The sequence below is a fragment of the Mycobacterium sp. IS-2888 genome, from assembly GCF_001954215.1.
GTDB lineage: Bacteria > Actinomycetota > Actinomycetes > Mycobacteriales > Mycobacteriaceae > Mycobacterium.
The window spans coordinates 56,376-74,128 of sequence record NZ_MBET01000066.1; the positions used below are offsets into that span (position 1 = coordinate 56,376).

Here is a 17,753-nt window from a genome sequence, read left to right on the forward strand (position 1 = left end):
GGCGGAACTTGAGGGCGAACCATGAAGGGCAGCGACGGCGCGGCGGCGGACAATCGCGAGACCGCCAAGTGGGATCCGGCCTTCACCGAGCAGGTCTCCAAAGCCATCGGTCCGTGGATCAAGCGGTGGTATCGCGCCGAGGTGCGAAACATCGACAACGTCCCGTCGACCGGCGGGGCGCTCGTCGTGTCCAATCACTCCGGCGGCATGTTCACTCCCGACGTGTTGATCTTCTCGCCGGCCTTCTACGAGAGGTTCGGCTACGGCCGGCCCGTCTACACCCTGGGCCATTACGGGCTGTTCATGGGCCCGCTGGACGGGTGGCTGCGCCGCCTCGGGGTCATCGAGGCGAGCCGCGAAAACGCGGCCGCCGCTTTGCATTCGGGTGCGGTGGTGCTGGTCTTCCCGGGCGGCGACTACGACTCCTACCGGTCCACCTTCAGCGAAAACACCATCGACTTCGACGGTCGCACCGGCTACGTCAGGACGGCGATCGAAGCCGGGGTGCCGATCGTGCCCATCGTGTCCATCGGCGCCCAGGAGACGCAGTTGTTCCTGACCCGCGGCAACTGGCTGGCGCGCACGCTGCGACTGACGAAGGCCCGGATCAACATATTGCCGATCAGCTTCGGTTTTCCGTTCGGCCTGAGCGTGATCTTCCCGCCCAACCTGCCGCTGCCGGCCAAGATCGTCACGGAGGTCCTCGAGCCGATCGATATCGCCGCCCGCTTCGGCGACGATCCCGACATCGACGAAGTCGACGCCTACGTGCGTTCGATGATGCAGACCGCGCTCGACCGGCTCGCCGCCGAGCGCCGGTTCCCCATTCTGGGCTGACTCGTCTCCGGGAGCGAGGTGGCGTGTGAAGAGGCTCAACGGCATGGACGCCATGCTGCTGTACAGCGAGACGCCGAACCTGCACACGCACACGCTGAAAGTCGCGGTCCTCGACCCCTCCAGCTGCGAATCTGACTTCGGTTTCGAGGCGTTCCGGCACCACGTGCGCCGCCGGCTGCATCTGCTAGAACCGTTGCGCTACAAGCTCGTCGACATCCCGTGGAAACTGCATCACGCGATGTGGCTGGAGAACTGCGAGGTCGACCTGGACTACCACCTGCGGCGGGTGCGGGTGCCCGCGCCGGGCGGGCGACGGGAGCTCGACGCCGTCATCGGTGAGGTGGCCTCTACGCCGCTGGATCGCGACCGCCCCCTGTGGGAGTTTCATTTCGCCGAGGGCCTGACCGGCGGCCGATTCGCGCTGATCGGCAAGATCCACCACGCGCTGGCCGACGGCGTCGCCGCGGTCAACCTGCTGGCGCGCGCGATGGACCTCGAGGACGGGCCGACCGACGAGCGCGACGACGACGAACCCTGCGTCACCCCGTCGACGTCCGAGCTGCTGCGCGCCGCCGCGCGCGACCACGCCCGGCAAGCCGCCAAACTGCCGGGCCTGGTCAAAGACGCGGCCGTCGGGTTGTTCCGGGTCCGCCGCCGGTCCCGCCAGCGCGGGAAACACCCCGACCTGGCCGACGCGTTCGACGCACCGCCGACCTTCCTCAACCACGTGGTGTCACCCCGGCGGCAGTTCGCCAGCGCGACGCTGCCGCTGCCCGACGTCAAGGCGACCGCCAAGGCGTTGGACATCACGATGAACGACATGGTGCTGGCGACGGCGGCCGGGGGCCTTCGGAAGCTGTTGTTGGCCTACGACGGAGCGGCCGACCGGCCCATCATCGCGTCGGTGCCCACCGCCACCGACAAGTCCGACCGGATCACGGGCAACGAGATCAGCGGCCTGATGGTTTCGCTGCCCGTGCACATCGCAGACGCGGCCGAACGGGCGCGGCTGGTCGCGCTGGCGACCCGAATCGCCAAGGAAGACCACGAAATTCTGGGCCCCCGCCTCTACGAGCGGATGATGACCTACCTGCCGACCGCGCTGGCCCCGCCCGCGTTTCGCTGGCTGGCACGGCGCGAGGCGCCGAACAAGGTGATGAACGTCGCGGTGTCCAGCGTCGTGGGCCCGCGCGAGCGTGGCCACTTCGGCGGCGCCACGGTCAGCGAGATCTACTCGACCGGCGTGCTGTCGCCGGGCGCGCCGGTCAACATCACCGTGTGGAGCTACGTCGACCAGCTCGGCATCGCGGTGCTCACCGACGACCGGACGTTCAACGACCCGCACGACGCGACCGACGCGCTCACCGCGGCCTTCCGCGAATTACGTTGCGCGGCTGAGCTTTACCGCTAAACGGCGAGCACGGCGTCCAGCGCCGAATAAAACAGGCCCAGCCCGTCGTCGGAGGGACCGGTCAGCGCCTCGATGGCGTGCTCGGGATGCGGCATCAGGCCGACGACGCGGCCGTTGGCCGAGCTGATGCCAGCGATGTCGTGCAGCGAGCCGTTGGGGTTGTCGTGGTAGCGAAACACCACCCGGCCCTCGCCCTCCAGTTCGTCGAGCACAGCCGCGGGTGCCACGTATCGGCCCTCGCCGGACTTCAGCGGCACCAGAAGATCGGCCTCGGGCTCGAAACGCGACGTCCATGCCGTCGCGGTCGAGGCCACCCGCAGCCACACGTCGCGGCAGACGAAGTGCAGACCCGCGTTGCGGGTGAGGGCGCCGGGCAACAACCCGGCCTCACACAGGACCTGAAAACCGTTGCAGATTCCCAACACCGGCATGCCGCGCCGCGCGGCGTCGACCACTTCTGCCATCACCGGGGCGAATCTGGCGATGGCGCCGGCCCGCAGGTAATCGCCGTAGGAAAAACCACCCGGCACCACCACGGCGTCGACTCCCTTGAGGTCGGCGTCGGCATGCCACAGGCTGACCGCCTCTCCGCCGACACGGCGCGCGGCCCGCGCGGCGTCGACGTCATCGAGTGTCCCGGGAAAGGTGATGATGCCGATTCGTGCCGTCACAGGGCTTCCCGGCTTATCGACCAGTCCTCGATCACCGTGTTCGCCAACAATGATTCCGCGATTTCGGCGAGCACCGAGTCATCGATGGTGTCGTCGACTTCGAGCTCAAACCTTTTGCCCTGGCGGACATTTGAGACCCCGCCGTGGCCGAGCCGGCCTAGCGCGCCGACAATCGCCTGGCCCTGCGGGTCGAGAATCTCCGCTTTGGGCATCACATGCACGACCACCCGAGCCACCGGCGCTCCTCCTCAGATCTCGCTCGGCGCTAACTCTACCGGCGAGGGTTGCCGCACGCGGGTCACGGACACGAAGCGATGTACGCCTCGCACAGCGGCGCGGTCATGGCGTCCAGCACCGGATCGTCTGCCATCGAGGGCCAGGGTACCTCCGGCGGTCCCGATGACCACAGCGTGAGCTCGGTGATCGTGCTGCTCGCGACGTGTGCGACCAGGTAGGTGTGCATGACCACCGGCCCACTGACGACCGCGGCCGTCCGATTCGGCTGGTCGGTGGTGATCGACGGCGACTGCTGCGGCGCCCCCTGCTGGCAGGCTCGCAGGGCGGCGACGGCAGTGCTGAACACCGCGGCCGCGGCCGAACCGCCGCGCGCCGTGTCACCGCGCCAATGCAGGATCTGCGCGTGCAACTGCCACTGCCCGTCCGGGTGGACGACGGTTGCCCGGGCCGCCACCGCCGAATCGCGCGGGTCCTGCGGAATCGCCGGCGACCCGCACAGAGTCTCGAAGCGGAAGCGCGGCCCGGCCCCGGTCGCCGGCGTCGCCAGGCCGGCCAGCGCGGGCCAGTTGTACACGGAATTGAGCGGAATGGCGCGCTGCTGGATCCACGCGCTGTCTGGGATCTGGTCGCACACCGGCGGGCACGTCTGGGGCTCGGCGTGTGCCGGTACCACGACGACAAGGGCCACCGCGAGGCCACCGACCACCAGCATCGTCGCCAGGATCACCCGCATCGGTATCACCCCCGTCAGGGCACAATCGTAAACATGCTACTGACGCATTTCGGTCATTCCTGCTTACTCGCCGAGTTCGATCAAACCCGCGTGCTCTTCGATCCTGGCACCTTCGCGCACGGTTTCGAGGGAATCACCGGCCTGACCGCCATCCTGATCACCCACCAACACCCCGACCACGTCGATGTCGCCCGGCTGCCGTCGCTGCTCGAGGGCAACCCGGACGCCGCGCTCTACGCCGATCCGCAGACCACCGCACAGCTCGGCGACCCGTGCCAAGCGGTGCACGTCGGCGACGAGCTGCGCATCGGTGAGCTGACCGTCCGGGCCGTCGGCGGCCGGCACGCGGTCATCCACCCGGAAATCCCTGTGATAGAGAACATTTCGTATCTGATCGGCGACGCCGACCATCGCGCACGGTTCATGCATCCCGGCGACGCGCTGTTCGTGCCCGACGAGCCGGTGGACGTTCTGGCGGCTCCGGCGGCGGCGCCGTGGATGAAGGTCTCCGAGGCCGTCGACTACCTGCGTGCGGTGGCGCCGGCCCGCGCGGTGCCCATTCACCAAGGGATCATCGCCCCGGACGCGAGAGGCATCTACTACGGCCGGCTCACCGAGATGACCGACACAGACTTTCAGGTGCTGCCCGAAGAAAGCGGGGTCACCTTCTAGCGCACACAGCCAAAGGCTAGGCGATGTCGGCGGCGGCGCCGCGGCCGGCGGCTCGGCCGGAGAATATGCAGCCGCCCAGGAACGTGCCCTCGAGCGCCCGGTAGCCGTGCACGCCGCCACCGCCGAACCCGGCCACCTCGCCGGCCGCGTACAGGCCGGGCAACGGTGAGCCGTCGGCCTTGAGAACCCGCGCGGCCAGGTCGGTCTCGATGCCGCCCAATGTCTTTCGCGTCAGGATGTGCAGTTTGACCGCGATCAGCGGCCCGGCCTTCGGATCGGTCAAGCGGTGCGGCGCCACCACCCGGCCCACCCGGTCACCCAGATAACCACGCGCGGCGCGGATCGCGGTGATCTGGCCGTCCTTGCTGAACCTGTTGGCCACCTCACGATCGCGGGCGGTCACCTCGGCTTCCACCGTCGCGTAGTCGAGCGGGACCACGTCGGGCAGCTTGTTCATCCCGGTCACCAACTCGCGCAACGAGTTTGCGGCGACGAAGTCCACGCCTCGGTCGACGAAGGCCTGCACTGGCCGCGGCGCGCCGGAGCTGGCCCGGTTGCGCAGCAGCTCTCTTACGCTCTGCCCGGTCAGATCGGGGTTCTGCTCCTGGCCGGACAGCGCGAATTCCTTCTCAATGATCTTGGCGTTCAACACAAACCAGGTGTAGTCGTATCCGGATTTGGTGATGTACTCCAGCGTGCCTAGGGTGTCGAACCCGGGATACAGCGGAACCGGCAGCCGCTTGCCGGACGCATCCAGCCACAGCGGAGACGGGCCGGGGATGATCCGGACGCCGTGCAGCGGCCAGATCGGGTCGTAGTTGGTGATGCCCTCGGTGTAGTGCCACATCCGGTCGGGGTTGATCACCCGCGCGCCGGCCTGCTGCGAGATTCCGATCATCCTGCCGTCGACGTGGGCGGGCACCCCGCTCAGCAGCTGCCCGGGGACGCGGCCCATCCGCTTGGGCCAATTCTTGCGCACCAGATCGTGGTTTCCCCCGATGCCGCCGCTGGCCACGATCACCGCCGACCCACGGAACTCGAATTGCCCCACAGCTTTTCGTGACGAAGGCACCCCGCGTGGTTCAGGCGACGGTTCCAGCACGGTGCCGCGGATACCGGTCACCGCGCCGCCCTCGACGATCAGCTCGTCAACCTGGTGGCGGTGGGCGAATTGCACCGCCGAGCGATCGCGCAGCCGACGCGCGAAGATCTCGACCAACGCGGGCCCGGTGCCCCACGTGATGTGAAAGCGGGGCACCGAATTGCCGTGCCCCTGTGCGCCGTAGCCGCCGCGCTCAGCCCAACCCACCAACGGAAAGACCTTCAGGCCTCGATCGCGCAGCCAGCTGCGTTTCTCCCCGGCCGCGAAATCGACGTAGGCATGCGCCCACTGACGCGGCCAATAGTCCTCTTCACGATCGAAAGCCGCCGTCCCCAACCAGTCCTGCAACGCAAGCTCGTGGCTATCGCGGATGCCCAGCCGCCGCTGCTCGGGGCTGTCGACGAAAAACAGACCGCCGAACGACCAGAAGGCCTGCCCACCCAAGTTGGCGCTGTTCTCCTGGTCGACGATCAGCACGCGCAGGCCGCGATCCACCAGTTCGCAGGCGGCGACCAGGCCCGCCAAGCCCGCCCCGACGACGATGGCATCGGCTGCGAAAGATTCGCTCATGTCGGAACAGGGTAGTGCCCCGCGCCGGTCGATTAAGCGGACGGCTTAGTCACGCCGCGTCGACATCGCGACGGAGCAACAAGGTCATCGACGGAGCCCCTGTGGCCCAACGGGATACGCTTCGCCGAGCGCTCGAACGAGCCCGAACACCATACTCTTCAGCGAGTTTCCTCGGCCCACTGGCGAGCCCAGTGATCGAGCGGGTCGAGGGCCACGCCCAACTGTCGCCCGATCGGAGTCAATTGATAATGCCCCTCGTCGGATCTGGCGATCAGTCCGGCTGCGGCGAGTTCGCCGAGCCGGTCGTAAAGAACGCTCGGTGACATGCCGTCGCAGCGGCTACGGAGCGCACGAGCCCCCAGCGGGCCGTCTCGCAGCTCCCACAGAATCCGTAGCGACCAGCGACGGCCGAGAAGGTCGAGGGCGGCCATGAGTGGCCGTCCGCTATCGGAGCCCCGAACCGGTTGACCCGGACGCGGAAGCTGTTGACGTTTCGGTTTCCGTAACATACGCTGCGAGGTCATGGTTACGGAAACAGTAACACCGAGGATCTCCCCGCTCGACCCGCCCTACGATTCCGAGGTCGACGCCCAGTTGCAGACGATGATGCCGGCCGGGGTTCCGCCGATAGGGCTCTTCCGCACCTTCGTCCGGAACCTTCCCATGGCGCAGGCAATGGGCCCGTGGGGTCGCTACGAACTCAGCCGCCAGCTGTCGCTGTCGATGCGCGACCGCGAGATCGTGATCAACCGGACCTGCGCGCGTTGCGGCTGCGAGTACGAGTGGGGCGTACACGTCGCATTCTTCGCCGAACGCGTGGGCCTCGATGCGCGGCAGGTCGCCTCGCTCGTCACCGGCGACGACGAGGACGACTGCTGGACCGAGAATCGCGATCGGCTACTGATCCGGGCGGTGGATGCCCTGCACGACAACGCCGATATCGACGATGCGCTGTGGCGACAACTCAGCGCGGAATTCGGCGATGCCAGCCTGCTCGATCTGCTCTTCTTGTGCGGCTGGTACCACGCCATTAGTTTCGTGGCCCGAGCCGCCAGGGTCAGCCTCGAGCCCGGCGCCCCCACCTTCGGCTCCATTGCCGACTTATGACGGCTTGATCAGGCGGCGTCGACAACGGCTTTGCCGGACCGCCATTGGTACACCGTCGGGGTGCAGCCGTGCATCGCGGCCAGGTCGACGGCGTCCAGCACCGCTTGCAGCGGCCCGGGCTTGCGCAACTGGCGGCCGGCGATCGCGATGCGCACGATCCCGCCCCGGCGGGCGATCCGGTCGGCGGACAGCACAACCATGCGACACCACCACGGCTCGGTCAGGAAGCCCTCTCCGATGCCGAGCACGCGGGTGCGGACGGTGGTGTGACGGACCAGGTCGGTGATCCCGTGCAGGTCGGCCAGCAGTCGAAACCCGTTGCGCGGCAACACCTTGACCACGCCCGGTGACACTACCCAGCCCGGTGCCGCGAACAGCCGGGTGCGCAACCCGAGGTGTTCGAGCACCCGGTCGGCGGCCGTCAGCCGGAGGTTGGCCTCGTGCGCCCGCAGCATGGCGAACTCGCCACGCCGCTTCTTGGTGGCCGGGTCGTCGTAGCCGTGCAGCACGATGGCGTCGCCCGCGGCGCGCCGCGCGGTCAGCCACTCGACTGTGCGCGGATCGCGGTCGAGTCGGTAGTCGCCGGATAGCCGCGGGGCCACCAGCAACGACACCGGCACGTTGCGGGCATCCATTTGTGCGCAGAACGCCTCAACGTCGCCCAGGGTGCGCTCCCCTATCCCTGAGACCGAGACGATCAATTTTCCAGACACACCCGCAGTTTGACCATGTCAGGTGTCGGAATGGTGAAGGACACGCGGACAGCAGGCGTATATCGAGTCCGCGGCGACGCAGGCCAGGGACCCGGTAATCGATTCGATATGCTAAGCAACGCCATGGAGAAGGCCCGTTCCGCAGCGGCCGACACCCCGCTGACCACCACTCCCACGCGGCAGCCCGCCCCCGGCGTGCATGTCTATCCAGACAAGCTGGACGCCCGGCTGTTGCGGATCTCCGGCGTGTGCATCCTCGCCACGGTGATGGCGATACTCGACGTCACCGTCGTCAGCGTCGCGCAACGTACCTTCATCGCCGAATTCGGGTCGTCCCAAGCCGTCGTCGGATGGACGATGACCGGCTACACGCTCGCCTTGGCAACAGTAATTCCGGTAACGGGCTGGGCCGCCGACCGATTCGGCACCAAGCGGCTCTTCATGGGATCCGTGCTTGCCTTCGCGCTGGGCTCGCTGCTGTGCGCGGTGGCAGCAAACATCCTGCAGCTCATCGTGTTTCGCGTGGCGCAGGGCATCGGCGGCGGCATGCTGATGCCGCTGGGATTCATGATCATGACCCGCGAAGCGGGCCCCGGGCGGCTCGGCCGTCTCATGTCGATCCTGAGCATTCCCATGTTGCTCGCCCCCATCGGTGGGCCCATTCTGGGCGGCTGGCTCATCGACACCTCGAGCTGGAGGTGGATCTTCCTGATCAACCTCCCCATCGGCCTGGTGACCATCGTCCTCGCGGCGATCGTGTTCCCGCGAGATCACCCGGCGCGCTCGGAAACCTTCGACGTCGTCGGGGTATTGCTGCTGTCGCCGGGCCTAGCGACGTTCCTGTTCGCGGTGTCGTCGATTCCGCGCTGCGGTACCGTCGCCGATCGCCGCGTGCTGATACCGGCGGCGGTCGGCCTGGCGTTGATCGGAGCGTTCGTGCTGCACGCGTGGCACCGCGCGGACCACCCGCTCATCGATCTGCGGCTGTTCCAGAACAAGGTGCTCACCCAGGCCAACGTGACGATGCTGGTCTTCGCCACCGCCTTCTTCGGCGCTGGCCTGCTGCTGCCGAGCTACTTCCAGCAGGTGCTGCATCAGTCGCCGATGCAGGCCGGCGCGCACATGATCCCGCAGGGACTCGGCGCCATGCTGACCATGCGCCTGACCGGGCCGCTCGTGGACCGGCAGGGACCGGGCAAGGTCGTCCTGGTGGGCATCGCGCTGATCACCACCGGCCTGGGCACCTTCGCCTTCGGGGTGGCCAAGCAGGCGCAGTACCTACCCACGCTCCTGGTCGGATTGGCGATCATGGGCCTGGGCATGGGATGCACCATGATGCCGCTGTCGGTCGCGTCCGTGCAGGCGCTGGCGCCGCACCAGATCGCCCGCGGCACAACGCTGATCAGCGTCAGCCACCAGGTGGGCGGCTCGATGGGAACCGCGCTCATGTCGATGATCCTGACCAACCAGTTCAATCGAAGCGAGAACATCTCCGCGGCGAACAAACTCGCGTCGCTGCAACAGAAGGCCGCCGCCAGCGGGGTGCCACTCGATCCGGCCGCGATACCCCGCCAGGCCCTCGCCCCGGGCTTCGCGGACAATGTGCTGCACGATTTGTCGCACGCCTATACGGCGGTGTTCGTCGTCGCGGTCGCGTTGGTGGTGTCCACGGTCATCCCCGCGGTGTTTCTGCCGAAGCGGCCCGCAAGCCAAACAGCCGGATCGGACGTTTGAGATGGCTCCGTTGATCACCCTGCTGATGGGCACCATCGCCGCTCGGTGCATCGGCTGGCTCGGCGTCGCCTACGTCAACAGCTGGGCGGCGGCGCTCGCAGTGGGACTGGCCGCGATGTTCCTGATGACCGGGTTCGCCCACTTCGCCCCGCAGCTGCGCCGCGACCTGATCGCGATTGTGCCGCCCCGGTTACCGGCACCCGGCTACCTGGTCACCATCACCGGCCTGCTCGAGCTGCTGGGCGCCGTGGGGTTATTGCTTCCCTTGACCCGAGTGGCCGCGGCCCTGTGCCTCCTGGTGCTGATGCTGGTCATGTTCCCCGCCAACGTCTACGCCGCCCGGATGCCCGATCCGCCTAAGTCGATGACGACGCAGCTACCCCTGCGCATCGCCATCGAGGTCGTCTTTCTGGGCGCGGCCGTAGCGGTCGCCGTCGGCAGCGGCTAGCAGCCACGCATACTGGAACGCGGCCTCTTCCCAGGCCCGGTAGCGACCGCTGACCCCGCCGTGGCCCGCCGCCATTTGGGTCTTGAGCAGCACCGGGTTGCCATTGGCGTTCGCGTGCCGCAACGCCGCGACCCACTTCGCAGGCTCGACGTAATAGACCCTGGTGTCGTTCAGGGACGTCATCGCCAGGATGGCGGGATACCGCTTGGTCTCGACGTTCTCGTAGGGCGAGTAGGACTTCATGTAGGCGTAGACTTCGCTGTCGCTCAACGGGTTTCCCCATTCGTCCCATTCGGTGACTGTGAGCGGCAGCGAGGGGTCCAGGATGGTGGTCAGGGGGTCGACAAACGGGACTTGGGCGAGGATTCCGGCAAACAGATCCGGCGCCAGGTTGGCCACCGCGCCGACCAGCAGTCCACCCGCGCTGCCGCCCAGCGCCACCAACTCTCGCGGCCGGGTCAGGCCCGAGTCCACCAAATGCTTTGCCACCGCGACGAAGTCGGTGAAGGTGTTCTTCTTCTCGAGTAACTTGCCGTGCTCGTACCACAGCCGGCCCATCTCGCCGCCGCCGCGGACGTGGGCGATGACGAACACCATGCCCCGGTCCAGCAGCGACAGCCGCGCGATGGAAAAGCTTGGGTCCGTGCAAATCTCGTAGGCGCCATAACCGTAGAGCACCGTGGGCGCCGGGAATTCGAGGCCGGCGCGGTGCACGATCGACACGGGGATCCGGGCGCCGTCCTCTGCGCGCGCCCAGTCGCGTCGTTCCACGTAGTCCGTGTGCCGGTAATCGCCGAGCACGGGTTGCTCACGCAGTAAGACCCGTTCGCCGGTCGCCAGGTCGATGTCGTAAATGCGCGTCGGGATGACGAGCGACCCGGCCCGGATGCGCAGCCTGGGCGACTTCCAGTTCGGATTGCCCCCCAGGCCGGACGACATCAGCTCGGATTCGAATCCGATCTCTTCGGGCTCGCCGTAGCCGCCACCGGAGTCGATGGGCCACAACTGGATCCGCGGCAACGCCTCGCGGCGGTAGCTGACCACCAGATGATCGGCGAAGGCGTCCACGCCGTCGAGCCGAACATCGTCGCGGTGCGGGATCAGGGTGCGCTGCTGCGCCGGGGCGTCGACGGGTGCCTCGGTGAGGGTGAAATTCACCGCGCCGTCGTTGTGCAGGATCAGGAAGCGATCCTGCCCCCCGATCACAGCGTGCTCCACCGAATACTCGACACCTTCGCGCCGCGGCAGCACCACGGTGAACGCCGCCTGGGGATCGGCGGCGTCCGCGTAGCGGATCTCCGACGTAATCGATGAACCCGAGGCGATGAACACGTAGGCTTCGCTGCGGGTGAGCCCCACCCCGAGCCAGAAGCGTTCGTCCGCTTCGTGATACACCAGCTCCGACGGCTCGCCGGAGCCCAATCGATATCGCCATATCTTGTCGGGACGGTGCGCCGCGTCCAGCGTCGCGTAGTAGACGGTACGGTTGTCGGCTGCCCACGTCACCCCGGCACCGATATCGGCGATCTCGTCGGGGAACATCTCGCCGGTCCGTAAATCCTTGAACCGCAGCGTATAGCGTTCGTCGCCAAGAACGTCGACGGAGTAGGCCAGCAGATTGGCATCCAGGCTGACCATCGCGGCGCCCAACGCGAAGAAATCGTGGCCTTCGGCCTCGATGTTCGAGTCGAGCAACACCTCTTCACCGGGTATCTCGGTCTTCTCATCGAGCGCCGGCGGGGTCCAATCATCGGGATCGGCTACCGGGCAACGGCATTGGGCGCGGTATTGCTTTCCCTCGAAGGTTCGCGAGTAGTACCACCAGTCGCCTTGACGAGTCGGCACCGAGAGGTCGGTTTCCTTCGTTCGCGCCTTGATCTCGTCGAAAATCTGCTGCCGCAACGGTTCAAGATGAGCGGTGGCCCGGTCGACGTAGTCGTTTTCGGCTTCGAGGTAGGCGATGACGTCAGGGTTGTCCTTCTCGCGCAGCCATTCGTACGGGTCGACGAAGACGTCGCCGTGGTGCTCCCGCCGAGCCTCCACCCGCTTGGCGACCGGCGGCGCGGGCGTCTGCGCAACGGAATTCGTCATGCGCCGGGGCCAATCCAGTCGTCGAAGCTCATGCCGGAGATCCGTTCGTAGGCATTGATGTAACGGGCGCGGGTGGCGTCGATGATGTCCTCCGGAAGCGGCGGCGGGGGTTGTGAGCCGTTGCGGTCCCAGCCCGATTCGGGGCCGGTGAGCCAGTTGCGGACGAACTGCTTGTCGAAGCTGGTCTGCACCTCGCCCTCCCGGTAGTCGTTGGCCGGCCAGTACCGCGAGGAATCGGGCGTGAAGATTTCGTCTGCCAGCACCAGGTTGCCCTCGCCATCGGTGCCGAATTCGAATTTGGTGTCCGCGATGATGATTCCCTTCGTCAGGGCATGATCGGCGGCCTGGACATAGATCCGCAACGTGCGGTCGCGCAGCTGGTTGGCGCGCACCGCGCCCACCATCTCGATCACGCGGGCGAACGGAATGTTCTCGTCGTGGTCCCCCAGTGCGGCCTTCGTCGCCGGGGTGAACAGCGGCGTGGCGAACTTGCTGGCCTCGACCAGACCCGGCGGCAACGCGATCCCACACACCTTCCCGGTCGCTTGGTAGTCCAGCAACCCCGAGCCGGTCAGATAACCGCGCGCCACACATTCCACCGGGAGCATCTCGAGCTGCCGCACCACCAGCGCGCGGCCCAGCACTTCGTCGGGGATACGCGGGTCATTCGGCGGCCCGGCCAGGTGGTTGGGGGCCTCGACGAGGTCGAAGAAAAACACGCTCATCGCGGTCAGGATGCGGCCCTTGTCCGGGATCGTGCTGTCCAGGACGTAGTCGTATGCGGAGATGCGGTCGGTCGCGACCAGCAGCAGGTGCTCGTCATCGACGCGGTACAGCTCACGGACCTTGCCGCTGGCCAGATGCTGGTAGTCGGACAATGCGGGGCGCATCGGGCCAGCCTATCGGGCACCGCGCGGGCGACCCCGTGCCGGGAGCTGTGCTGGAATTTCGGTCATGACATCCCGGTTCGTGCCCTACTCCACCAGACCCGCCCGACTGCTTGCCCAACTGTTCAGCGATGTCGCCGTCGTCGTGTGGACCGTCAGCTGGCTGCTCGTCGGGGTCGCCGTGTACGACGCCATCTCGACAATCGCCGAAGCCGGCCGTCAAGTCGAAAGTGGCGCGCATGGCATCGGGGGCAATCTGGCGTCTGCCGGCCATGGCGCGCAGCACATTCCGCTGGTCGGCGACGCGGTCAGCAAACCGCTGACGGCTGCCAGCCACAGCGCCCTCGACATCGCGGACGCCGTCCACGACCTGGACACCACGACGAGCTGGCTCGCGGTGCTGCTCGCGATTTCTGTCGCCGCCCTCCCCAACCTGATCGCGGTCGTGCCGTGGTTCTGGCTCCGGCTCCGGTTCTTCCGGCGCAAACGAACGGTGACCGCCCTGGCCGCGACCCCGGCCGGCGAGCAACTGCTGGCGTTGCGGGCACTGACCAACCGGCCGCCACGCAAACTGACCTCCGTCAGCGCGGATCCGGTCGGTGGGTGGCGCCGTGAGGACCCCGTCACAATTCGCGCGCTGGCCGCACTCGAACTGCGCGCGGCCGGGATCACGATTCGTGCGGGCTGACAAACATGCGCCAAGCGCGCAATAGCCCGGCCGCGACGACAATCAGCCACGCCGCCAACGCGTCCCAGAAAAACACGAGCGACACGGTGATGAGCGACCGCTGCCCTAGCTGGGCCGCCATGCTGTAGCTGGCCGCGGAGTACATGCCCAGCGGGAAGACGAACGCCCACCACACACCGGCGAAGTGCAGCATTTCGGGGCGGCGGCGGATGCGGTGCAGACCGAAGTAGATCAGCGGCGGAATCCACAGCGTGGCCGCCACCCAGGTCACCACCGTGAGGGCGAGCACCGGCCCGGCCAGCCACCCCGGAGCAAGGCCGTGGATCGTGTCGCCGGCCAATGTCGCAATTGCCAAGCCCCCCATCAGGATCCACGTATCGGGCTCGAACCCGTCGCGGTCCTGGCGCTGCGCGACACTGCGCCACAGGATGAGCCAGGTCATCAGGCCATAGATGCACAGCGCCGCCAGCCAAATCGGCACGGCCACCGCCAGCCACCAGCGCTCGGGGGTGTACCGGGCCGCCTTCGCGGCCACGATCGCCAGACCCGAGGTGCCCACGCTGGCCAGCTCCCACGCGCCGTGGGCACGGTCGCGCAACCGTGACCATGCAAACGCCGACATATTGCGCGCGCTGAGCGCGATCAGCACCAGCCAGGACACCAGCGCCACCACACCCAGCGTCAGCGCCAGCACCGGACGAGACGCCACCCGGCTGTCCAACACCGCGCAGGCGGCGACAAAGGTGAACAGCCGCAAGGTGACATCGGGATCCTTCAGATCCCACCGCGCATGGCGCCGCGTGAGGATCACCACGACGACGAGCACCACCAGGCCGAGCGAGGCCAAAACGCCCATCGTTTCGCTGATTTGGCGGTAACCATGATCGGCCGCGGCGATGGACAGGATTCCCGTCGCCATCACCGCGGCGAACACATCGGGTGACGGCTCGACATCGGCGAGCCGGGAAGACACCGTTACTCGGCCAGTTCCACGACGAGATGCCGGATGCCGGTATGCCGGTTGCTGCGAGTCCATTCGACCGGCCGCACCACCCGCACGGCGGAAAACCGCGTCAGCAGTTCCTCGTAGAGGACCCGCAGTTCCAGCCGGGCCAGATTTGCGCCCAGGCAATAGTGCACGCCCTGCCCGAAGCCCAGGTGCGGGTTGGGTTTTCGGGTGATATCGAATTCATCGGCGCGATCGAACACGCGGGCGTCGCGGTTGGCCGAGCCCTCCCATATCTGCACCTTCTGGCCCGCCTCGATCGACTGTCCGCCGAGCGTGACATCGCGCGTGGCGGTGCGCCGCTTGGACGGCGACGGTGACGTCCACCGCACAATCTCTTCGACTGCCGTCGGCAGCCCGTCGAGATCGGCACGCAGCGCATGCAATTGGTCGGGATGCTCGGCCAACGCCAGTAGCCCGCCGGCGACAGCGTTACGCGTCGTTTCCGCTCCGGCGCTGAACAGCAGGCTGAAGAACAGATACAACTCCAGGTCGGAAAGGGCCGGGGCGTCCGCGTCGTCGAGCATCGCATTGGCGACGACGGACAGCATGTCATCGGTCGGCTCGGCGCGCTTGGAGGCGATCAGCTGCTGGCCGTAGGAGTACATCCGCGAGCCGGCCTCCTCCACCGACAACTGCGACAGCGACGCCTTCCGCGAACCACCGAAGTCGAACTGCGGCTCGATGGCCTCGAAGAGCCAATGCCGTTCGGACTCCGGCACTCCCAGCAGGATGCAGATCATCTGCATCGGCAGCTCGGCCGCGATGTCGACCAGGAAGTCGAACGCTTCGCCGGGCACCACCGCATCCAGCAGCCGGCGCGCCCGGGCCCGCAGATCGTCTTCGACCAGACCGATCATCCGCGGCGTCAGCCCGGAGCTGACGAGCCGCCGGATTTGCGAATGCCTCGGGTCGTCCATCATGTTGAGCACCTGGCCCGCGATGGACAAGTCCTGCAACAGCGTCCCGCCGAATGGCCGCACGCCGCCGGTGACCGATGAATAGGTGACCGGATCGCGCAGCACCTCAAGGGTTTCGGCGTGCGTGGCGACCGACCAGAAGCCCTCCCCGTCGGGGGTGTTGTCGGTCGGCTGGTGCCAATACACCGGCGCCTCGCGCCGATGGACGGCGAACAGCTCGTGCGGGAATCCGTTGGCGAAGTTGTCCAGATCGGTGAAGTCGATCCCCGCGAGGGCGCCGGCGAGAGTCATAGGATCGCCCCCGGGGTGTATTTGGCGGCGTCCGGGTATCGGCTCACCAGGGTGTCCACCATCGCGACGACGCCGTCGACCTGGTCGCCGGCGGCACCGGTGAACGCCGTCTTGTCGGCGAGCGCGGCGTCCAGGGCCGCGCGGTCCAACGGCAACCGGTCGTCGGCGGCCAGCCGATCCAGCAGGTCGGGCTCCGCGCCGCGTTCCCGCATCGCCAGCGCCGTCGCCACCGCGTGTTCGCGGATCACATGGTGCGCGGCCTCGCGCCCCATGCCGGCGCGCACGGCCGCCATCAACACCTTGGTGGTGGCCAGGAACGGTAGGTAGCGGTCCAGTTCGCGCTGAATCACCGCCGGGTAGGCGCCGAACTCGTCGAGCACCGTCAAAAACGTCTCGATCTGCCCGTCGACGGCAAAGAAGCTGTCCGGCAAGGCAACTCGGCGTACCACCGAGCAGAACACGTCGCCCTCGTTCCACTGCGCGCCCGCCAGTTCGGCGGCCATCGACGCGTAGCCGCGCAGGACCACCTGCAGGCCGTTGACCCGTTCGCAACTGCGGGTGTTCATCTTGTGCGGCATGGCCGACGACCCGACCTGCCCCGGCGCGAAGCCCTCGGTGACGAGTTCGTGCCCGGCCATCAGCCGGATGGTGTGGGCCATCGACGACGGTCCGGCGCCGAGTTGCACGAGCGCGGAGATGACGTCGTGGTCCAGCGAACGCGGATACACCTGCCCGACACTGGTCAAAACCGTTGCAAAGCCCAAGAAGTCGGCGATGCGGCCTTCGAGGTCGGCCAGCTTGGCGGCGTCGCCGTCGAGCAAATCGAGCATGTCCTGCGCGGTTCCCATGGGACCCTTGATCCCGCGCAAGGGGTAGCGGTCGATCAACTCGCCCAGCCTGGTCAACGCGATCAGCGTCTCTTGCGCCGCGGAGGCGAATCGCTTGCCCAACGTGGTGGCTTGCGCGGCGACGTTGTGACTGCGCCCGGCCATCACCAGATCGCGATACGTGACCGCCCGTTCGGCGAGCCGCGCCACCACCGCCACCCCGTGGGAGAAAACCAATTCCAGCGATCGCCGGATCTGCAGCTGCTCCACGTTCTCGGTCAGGTCCCGACTGGTCATTCCCTTGTGCACATGCTCGTGACCGGCCAACGCATTGAATTCCTCGATGCGAGCCTTGACGTCGTGGCGCAGCATCTTCTCCCGCGCCGCGATCGAGGACAGGTCCACGTCGCCGAGCACCCGCTCGTAGTCGGCGATCGCTTCCGGGGGCACCGCGACACCGAGTTCCGCCTGTGCGCGTAGGACGGCCACCCACAGCTGCCGCTCCGCTACGATCTTGGCCTCCGGCGACCAGATCGCGACCATCTCGGCGCTGGCGTACCGGTCGGCCAGCACATTCGGAATGCTCACAAAGACACAGCTTACGGTTGCCCCCACCGACGGCCGGGCTTTCACCGCATCTATGGCCACAGTTGCCACATCCGTCTCTGCGCCAGGAGACGCACAAATTGCCCGCCTCACAGCGACAATTCGCCATCCGCGCAATCTGGCGTGCCATCCGATTGGCATTGTCGCTGTGAGGCGGGCACAACGGGCACCCACTTTCCCGCGGCGACCAATTTGGTCGATG

At 67.2% G+C, this 17,753-nt stretch carries 18 protein-coding genes; 7 read left to right on the forward strand and 11 right to left on the reverse strand.

Annotated features, from left to right (window positions below):
* The first annotated feature begins 21 nt into the window (after positions 1 to 21).
* Positions 22 to 837 carry a lysophospholipid acyltransferase family protein gene (locus A5745_RS11750; protein ID WP_076064305.1) on the forward strand — a complete coding sequence of 272 codons (816 nt, stop codon included), beginning with the start codon at positions 22 to 24 and terminating at the stop codon, positions 835 to 837.
* A 25-nt stretch (positions 838 to 862) separates the two neighbouring features.
* On the forward strand, positions 863 to 2,248 hold the full coding sequence (locus tag A5745_RS11755; RefSeq protein WP_175879810.1) for a wax ester/triacylglycerol synthase family O-acyltransferase: 1,386 nt from the start codon (positions 863 to 865) through the stop codon (positions 2,246 to 2,248).
* Here A5745_RS11755 and purQ read toward each other — a convergent pair.
* From purQ to A5745_RS11770, 3 genes are all read right to left on the reverse strand, one after another.
* Positions 2,245 to 2,919 carry a phosphoribosylformylglycinamidine synthase subunit PurQ gene (gene purQ / locus A5745_RS11760; protein ID WP_076064303.1) on the reverse strand — a complete coding sequence of 225 codons (675 nt, stop codon included), beginning with the start codon at positions 2,917 to 2,919 and terminating at the stop codon, positions 2,245 to 2,247. The two genes, A5745_RS11755 and purQ, sit on opposite strands and share 4 nt — an antisense overlap.
* Positions 2,916 to 3,155, reverse strand: a complete 240-nt coding sequence (purS, locus tag A5745_RS11765; RefSeq protein ID WP_076064302.1) for a phosphoribosylformylglycinamidine synthase subunit PurS — start codon at positions 3,153 to 3,155, stop codon at positions 2,916 to 2,918. Before purS ends, purQ begins: the two co-directional genes overlap by 4 nt.
* Before the next feature lie 62 nt (positions 3,156 to 3,217).
* The gene (locus tag A5745_RS11770) at positions 3,218 to 3,889 is read right to left on the reverse strand and encodes an ATPase (protein WP_076116135.1); all 672 of its coding nucleotides are present in this window, start codon (positions 3,887 to 3,889) and stop codon (positions 3,218 to 3,220) included.
* 33 nt (positions 3,890 to 3,922) lie between these two features.
* On the opposite strand from A5745_RS11770, the gene A5745_RS11775 reads away from it, so the two are divergent.
* Complete coding sequence (locus tag A5745_RS11775; RefSeq protein WP_076116136.1) at positions 3,923 to 4,561, forward strand: MBL fold metallo-hydrolase; 639 nt, start codon at positions 3,923 to 3,925, stop codon at positions 4,559 to 4,561.
* 16 nt (positions 4,562 to 4,577) lie between these two features.
* On the opposite strand, the gene A5745_RS11780 is transcribed toward A5745_RS11775, so the two are convergent.
* Together A5745_RS11780 and A5745_RS11785 are read right to left on the reverse strand one after the other, a co-directional pair.
* Positions 4,578 to 6,233 (reverse strand): FAD-binding dehydrogenase, encoded by a 1,656-nt coding sequence (locus A5745_RS11780; protein WP_076116137.1) that lies wholly within the window; start codon positions 6,231 to 6,233, stop codon positions 4,578 to 4,580.
* Positions 6,234 to 6,391: 158 nt separating this feature from the next.
* On the reverse strand, positions 6,392 to 6,664 hold the full coding sequence (locus tag A5745_RS11785) for a helix-turn-helix domain-containing protein (protein ID WP_240563131.1): 273 nt from the start codon (positions 6,662 to 6,664) through the stop codon (positions 6,392 to 6,394).
* Between the two features lie 91 nt (positions 6,665 to 6,755).
* On the opposite strand from A5745_RS11785, the gene A5745_RS11790 reads away from it, so the two are divergent.
* A complete protein-coding gene (locus tag A5745_RS11790; protein WP_076116138.1) occupies positions 6,756 to 7,340 on the forward strand; it encodes a carboxymuconolactone decarboxylase family protein in 585 nt (194 codons plus the stop codon).
* A gap of 8 nt (positions 7,341 to 7,348) precedes the next feature.
* Here A5745_RS11790 and A5745_RS11795 read toward each other — a convergent pair whose 3' ends face one another.
* Positions 7,349 to 8,053, reverse strand: coding sequence for a DUF2334 domain-containing protein (locus A5745_RS11795; protein ID WP_076064297.1), 705 nt, complete (start codon positions 8,051 to 8,053; stop codon positions 7,349 to 7,351).
* A 108-nt stretch (positions 8,054 to 8,161) separates the two neighbouring features.
* Here A5745_RS11795 and A5745_RS11800 point away from each other — a divergent pair, with 108 nt between their 5' ends.
* Both A5745_RS11800 and A5745_RS11805 read left to right on the forward strand, forming a co-directional pair.
* Positions 8,162 to 9,787, forward strand: a complete 1,626-nt coding sequence (locus A5745_RS11800; RefSeq protein WP_175879811.1) for a DHA2 family efflux MFS transporter permease subunit — start codon at positions 8,162 to 8,164, stop codon at positions 9,785 to 9,787.
* A gap of 1 nt (position 9,788) precedes the next feature.
* Positions 9,789 to 10,235: a DoxX family protein gene (locus A5745_RS11805; RefSeq protein ID WP_076116140.1), complete on the forward strand. Its 447-nt coding sequence runs from the start codon at positions 9,789 to 9,791 to the stop codon at positions 10,233 to 10,235.
* Here A5745_RS11805 and A5745_RS11810 read toward each other — a convergent pair.
* Both A5745_RS11810 and A5745_RS11815 read right to left on the reverse strand, forming a co-directional pair.
* Entirely contained in the window at positions 10,164 to 12,326 is a 2,163-nt protein-coding gene (locus tag A5745_RS11810) for a S9 family peptidase (protein WP_076116141.1), read from the reverse strand. The genes A5745_RS11805 and A5745_RS11810 overlap by 72 nt on opposite strands.
* The gene (locus A5745_RS11815; protein ID WP_076116142.1) at positions 12,323 to 13,216 is read right to left on the reverse strand and encodes a phosphoribosylaminoimidazolesuccinocarboxamide synthase; all 894 of its coding nucleotides are present in this window, start codon (positions 13,214 to 13,216) and stop codon (positions 12,323 to 12,325) included. The genes A5745_RS11810 and A5745_RS11815 overlap by 4 nt, the downstream gene beginning before the upstream one ends.
* Positions 13,217 to 13,280: 64 nt before the next feature.
* Here A5745_RS11815 and A5745_RS11820 point away from each other — a divergent pair, with 64 nt between their 5' ends.
* Complete coding sequence (locus A5745_RS11820; protein WP_076116143.1) at positions 13,281 to 13,901, forward strand: hypothetical protein; 621 nt, start codon at positions 13,281 to 13,283, stop codon at positions 13,899 to 13,901.
* On the opposite strand, the gene A5745_RS11825 is transcribed toward A5745_RS11820, so the two are convergent.
* The 3 genes from A5745_RS11825 to purB are packed head-to-tail and all read right to left on the reverse strand — an operon-like array spanning position 13,882 to position 17,533.
* On the reverse strand, positions 13,882 to 14,874 hold the full coding sequence (locus A5745_RS11825) for a tellurite resistance/C4-dicarboxylate transporter family protein (protein WP_076116144.1): 993 nt from the start codon (positions 14,872 to 14,874) through the stop codon (positions 13,882 to 13,884). The genes A5745_RS11820 and A5745_RS11825 overlap by 20 nt on opposite strands.
* Before the next feature lie 2 nt (positions 14,875 to 14,876).
* Positions 14,877 to 16,118, reverse strand: a complete 1,242-nt coding sequence (locus A5745_RS11830) for a cytochrome P450 (protein WP_076064290.1) — start codon at positions 16,116 to 16,118, stop codon at positions 14,877 to 14,879.
* Positions 16,115 to 17,533, reverse strand: coding sequence for an adenylosuccinate lyase (gene purB / locus A5745_RS11835; RefSeq protein ID WP_076116145.1), 1,419 nt, complete (start codon positions 17,531 to 17,533; stop codon positions 16,115 to 16,117). The genes A5745_RS11830 and purB overlap by 4 nt, the downstream gene beginning before the upstream one ends.
* Positions 17,534 to 17,753 lie beyond the last annotated feature (220 nt).

What these genes read in the sequence shown, in the direction of transcription:
- A5745_RS11830 (WP_076064290.1), bottom strand. Translation starts at nt 16,118, where the DNA reads ATGACTCTCGCCGGCGCCCTCGCGGGGATCGACTTCACCGATCTGGAC.
- A5745_RS11790 (WP_076116138.1), top strand. Translation starts at nt 6,756, where the DNA reads ATGGTTACGGAAACAGTAACACCGAGGATCTCCCCGCTCGACCCGCCC.
- A5745_RS11800 (WP_175879811.1), top strand. Translation starts at nt 8,162, where the DNA reads ATGCTAAGCAACGCCATGGAGAAGGCCCGTTCCGCAGCGGCCGACACC.
- A5745_RS11770 (WP_076116135.1), bottom strand. Translation starts at nt 3,889, where the DNA reads ATGCGGGTGATCCTGGCGACGATGCTGGTGGTCGGTGGCCTCGCGGTG.
- A5745_RS11805 (WP_076116140.1), top strand. Translation starts at nt 9,789, where the DNA reads ATGGCTCCGTTGATCACCCTGCTGATGGGCACCATCGCCGCTCGGTGC.
- A5745_RS11785 (WP_240563131.1), bottom strand. Translation starts at nt 6,664, where the DNA reads ATGGCCGCCCTCGACCTTCTCGGCCGTCGCTGGTCGCTACGGATTCTG.
- A5745_RS11775 (WP_076116136.1), top strand. Translation starts at nt 3,923, where the DNA reads ATGCTACTGACGCATTTCGGTCATTCCTGCTTACTCGCCGAGTTCGAT.
- A5745_RS11780 (WP_076116137.1), bottom strand. Translation starts at nt 6,233, where the DNA reads ATGAGCGAATCTTTCGCAGCCGATGCCATCGTCGTCGGGGCGGGCTTG.
- A5745_RS11750 (WP_076064305.1), top strand. Translation starts at nt 22, where the DNA reads ATGAAGGGCAGCGACGGCGCGGCGGCGGACAATCGCGAGACCGCCAAG.
- A5745_RS11810 (WP_076116141.1), bottom strand. Translation starts at nt 12,326, where the DNA reads ATGACGAATTCCGTTGCGCAGACGCCCGCGCCGCCGGTCGCCAAGCGG.
- A5745_RS11815 (WP_076116142.1), bottom strand. Translation starts at nt 13,216, where the DNA reads ATGCGCCCCGCATTGTCCGACTACCAGCATCTGGCCAGCGGCAAGGTC.
- A5745_RS11820 (WP_076116143.1), top strand. Translation starts at nt 13,281, where the DNA reads ATGACATCCCGGTTCGTGCCCTACTCCACCAGACCCGCCCGACTGCTT.